Genomic DNA, 4,139 nt, shown 5'->3' with positions numbered 1-4,139 from the left:
ACGAGCTTGGCAAGGCGATGTTCGAGAAGTACGGCGTCCGTGCGCAATACCATCCGCACGCCGACAGCCACGTCGACACCGAGGAGAACGTCTACCGCTTCCTCGACGGTACCGACGGACAGTTCGTGAACCTGTGTCTGGACACCGGGCACATCAGCTACTGCGGTGGCGACAACATCGCGATCATCGAGCGCGCCCCCGATCGGATCGGTTACCTGCACCTCAAGCAGGTCGACCCCGTGGTACGGGCCAAGGTCGAGGCTGAGGACCTGCCGTTCGGCGAGGCGGTCAAACTGGGCGCGATGACCGAGCCGCCGCTGGGCATCCCGGACATGCCGCCGCTGCTGGCCGCCATCGACAAGCTCGGTATCGACGTGTTCGCCATCGTCGAGCAGGACATGTACCCCTGCGCCGTCGACGCGCCCCTGCCCATCGCCCAGCGCACCCAGAAGTACCTGGGCTCCTGCGGCATTCCCTCTGTTCGCTTCAGCTAGTCGGCCGAGTTTCATTAGGAGATGAAGACATGTCAGATCTACGCATCGCCGTTCTCGGTGTCGGCATCATGGGTGCCGACCACGTCGCCCGGCTGAGCACCAGGATCTCCGGCGCGCAGGTGACGGTGGTCAACGACTACCTCACCGAGAAGGCGGAGAAGATCGCCGCGGAGATTCCCGGGTGCCGGGCGCTATCCGATCCGCTCGATGCCATCGCCGATCCCGACGTGGACGCCGTCGTGCTCGCCACCCCGGGCCCCACCCACGAGAAGCAACTGCTGGCGTGCATCGAGCACGACAAGCCAGTGCTCTGCGAGAAGCCGCTCACGACCGACGTCGACACGTCCCTCGAGGTGGTCAAGCGCGAGGCCGAGCACCACAGGCGCTTGATCCAGGTCGGCTTCATGCGCCGCTTCGACCACGAGTACGCCCAACTCAAGGCGCTGCTGGACAGCGGCGAACTAGGCCGTGCCCTGGTGTTGCACTGCGCGCACCGCAATCCCGCCGTGCCGCCGAGCTTCGACAGCGCCATGGTGGTCCGCGATTCGCTGGTCCACGAGGTCGACGTCACCCGGTTCCTCTTCGAGGAGGAGATCGTGTCGATTCAGATCGTCAAGCCGTCCGCGAATCCTGGTGCACCAGAAGGCCGTGCCGACCCGCAGATCGCCATCCTGCGCACGGCCTCGGGCCGTCACGTCGACGTGGAGCTGTTCGTCACGACGGGTGTCGCCTACGAGGTGCGCACCGAAGTCGTCGCCGAGAAGGGCAGCGCGATGATCGGTCTGGACGTCAACGTGATCCGCAAGACCGCGGCAGGCACGTGGGGCGGCCAGATCACCCCCGGCTTCCGGGAGCGCTTCGGCCAGGCCTACGACACCGAGTTCCAACGCTGGGTGGACGCAGTCCGCTCCGGCCTCAACGTCGATGGTCCCGGCGCCTGGGACGGCTACGCCGCGTCGGCGGTGTGCGAAGCCGGTGTCCAGTCACTCAACAGCGGCCTGCCCGTCGAGGTGAAGATGGTTTCGCGCGACTCCATCCCGGGGGCGTGAGGCCGTGAAGATCGCACTCGACCCGACACCCTTTCACCACGACTACGAATTGCTCGAGTTCCCCCGTGTCGTCGCTGAATTGGGCTACGAGAATCTGCAGCTCACCCCGCACCGTGACTTCATCCCGTTCTACAACCACCCCCGCGCCGACGACGACCTCGTCGCGAAGTTCCGCAAGGCGTGCGCACACGCGAACGTCGGCATCGCATCGGTCCTTCCGGTGCTGCGGTGGTCGGGGCCCGATGAGGACGCCCGCGAAGCCGCGGTGCGAAACTGGAAGCGCGTCATCCAGATCACCGTCGACCTCGGCGTCAACGTCATCAACACCGAGTTCTCCGGTAGGCCGGAGCGGGCTGAGGAGTCCGAGCGCGCGTTCTTCCGCTCCATGGAGGAGCTGATGCCGATCTTCGAACGCGAAGGCATCGACGTCCGCATCGATCCGCACCCCGACGACTTCGTCGAGGACGGGTTCGAAGCGGTACGCATCATCCGCGGCGTCAACTCCCCCAACCTCGGCATGGTGTACGTCGCCTGCCACGCATTTCACATGGGCGGCAACATGACTGAACTCATGCGCGCCGCTGGTGATCGACTACGGCTGGTGCACGTCGCCGACACCATGGATCACCATCGCAGTCACGGGCTGCGCTACATCACCAACCCGCCCGGCAATCCCGCCCGCGTGCACCAGCACCTGAAGATCGGCGACGGTGACGTCGACTGGGACGAGTTCTTCTCGGGGCTCGCCGAGATCGGGTTCTACGACCGCTCCGACACCGTGATGGTGTCGTCGGTATTCGCAGAGGACGAGAACGCGCACGAGGTCTCGCGCTACCAACTCGCCACCATGACCGACTACGTCTCCAAATACAAGAATTGAGAACTGACATGACCAACACCATCGGCCATTGGTTCAACAACGAGGTCTTCGCGGGTACCAGTGGTAACACGGCGCCGGTGACCAACCCGGCGACCGGTGAGGTCACCGGGAAACTCGCCCTGGGCAGCGTCGCCGACGCCCGCGCGGTGATCGACGCCGCCGCCGCAGCCTTCCCCGCCTGGCGCGACACCAGCCTTGCCAAACGCACCCAAATCCTGTTCACCTTCCGCGAACTACTCAACGCCCGCAAAGGCGAACTCGCCGAAATCATCACCAGCGAACACGGCAAAGTCGTCTCCGACGCCCTCGGCGAAGTATCCCGCGGCCAAGAAGTCGTCGAATTCGCCTGCGGCATCCCCCACCTATTGAAGGGCGGCTACACCGAAAACGCCTCCACCAAAGTCGACGTCCACTCCATCCGCCAACCCCTCGGACCCGTCGCCATCATCTCCCCCTTCAACTTCCCCGCCATGGTCCCCATGTGGTTCTTCCCCATCGCCATCGCCGCCGGCAACACCGTCGTCCTCAAACCCTCCGAAAAAGACCCCACCGCCTCACTCTGGCTCGCCCGACTCTGGGCCGAAGCCGGCCTACCCCCCGGAGTGTTCAACGTCCTCCAAGGCGACAAAACCGTCGTCGACGAACTCCTCACCAACCCCACCATCAAATCGATCAGCTTCGTCGGCTCCACCCCCATCGCCCAATACGTCTACGCCACCGCCACCGCCACCGGCAAACGCGTCCAAGCACTCGGCGGAGCCAAGAACCACGCCGTCATCCTGCCCGACGCCGACCTCGACCTCGCCGCCGACGCCATGGTCAACGCCGGCTTCGGCTCCGCCGGAGAACGCTGCATGGCCATCTCCGCCTGCGTCGCCGTCGGACCCATCGCCGATGACCTCATCGCCAAGATCACCGAACGCACCACCAGCCTCAAGATCGGCGACGGCACCAAGAACTCCGACATGGGACCCCTCGTCACCAAAGCCCACCGCGACAAAGTCGCCTCCTACATCGACGCCGGCGAAGCCGACGGCGCCAAAATCGTCGTCGACGGCCGCACCGTCACCCCCAACGGCGGCGCCGACGGATTCTGGCTCGGCCCCACCCTCATCGACCACGTCACCCCCAACATGAGCATCTACACCGACGAAATCTTCGGACCCGTCCTCTGCGTCCTACGCGTCGACACCTACGACCAAGCACTGCAACTCATCAACAACAACCCCTACGGCAACGGCACTGCCATCTTCACCAACGACGGCGGCGCCGCCCGCCGCTTCCAAAACGAAGTCGAAGTCGGCATGATCGGCATCAACGTCCCCATCCCCGTCCCCATGGCCTACTACAGCTTCGGCGGCTGGAAGAACTCCCTCTTCGGCGACACCCACGCCCACGGCCTCGAAGGCGTCCACTTCTACACCCGCGGAAAAGCCATCACCACCCGCTGGCTCGACCCCAACCACGGCGGCATCAACCTCGGCTTCCCCCAAAACCAATAGCACAGATAGGCATTCGATCATGAGCAGCTTCACCGACGTCGCACGACTGCCCAACGGGCAGGTTCTCGACGCTGCCATCGCTGAAGGCAAGCGGGCGTATGAGTTGGATCGTGCGCATGTGTTTCATTCGTGGTCGGCGCAGGGGCAGATCACGCCGATGACGATCGTGGCGGCTGAGGGCTCCTACGTGTGGGATGGCGAGGGCAACAAGTTG

At 64.7% G+C, this 4,139-nt stretch carries 4 protein-coding genes and 1 pseudogene; all 5 read left to right on the top strand.

Annotated elements, in window-relative coordinates; translation table 11 throughout:
• On the top strand, nt 1-494 hold a 494-nt coding region (locus ACRDUX_RS21310; RefSeq protein WP_526416223.1), incomplete at its 5' end, for a sugar phosphate isomerase/epimerase family protein.
• A 29-nt stretch (nt 495-523) separates the two neighbouring features.
• Complete coding sequence (locus ACRDUX_RS21305; RefSeq protein WP_526416221.1) at nt 524-1,543, top strand: Gfo/Idh/MocA family protein; 1,020 nt, start codon at nt 524-526, stop codon at nt 1,541-1,543.
• 4 nt (nt 1,544-1,547) lie between these two features.
• Complete coding sequence (locus ACRDUX_RS21300; protein ID WP_526416219.1) at nt 1,548-2,423, top strand: sugar phosphate isomerase/epimerase family protein; 876 nt, start codon at nt 1,548-1,550, stop codon at nt 2,421-2,423.
• An 8-nt stretch (nt 2,424-2,431) separates the two neighbouring features.
• Nucleotides 2,432-3,925, top strand: a complete 1,494-nt coding sequence (locus tag ACRDUX_RS21295; RefSeq protein ID WP_526416217.1) for a CoA-acylating methylmalonate-semialdehyde dehydrogenase — start codon at nt 2,432-2,434, stop codon at nt 3,923-3,925.
• 19 nt (nt 3,926-3,944) lie between these two features.
• Nucleotides 3,945-4,139, top strand: a pseudogene (locus ACRDUX_RS21290) (aspartate aminotransferase family protein); the annotation flags it as partial.

This window comes from Mycobacterium sp. (assembly GCF_050701675.1).
Taxonomy (GTDB): Bacteria; Actinomycetota; Actinomycetes; order Mycobacteriales; family Mycobacteriaceae; genus Mycobacterium.
This window is presented reverse-complemented; position numbering and strand designations above follow the sequence as displayed.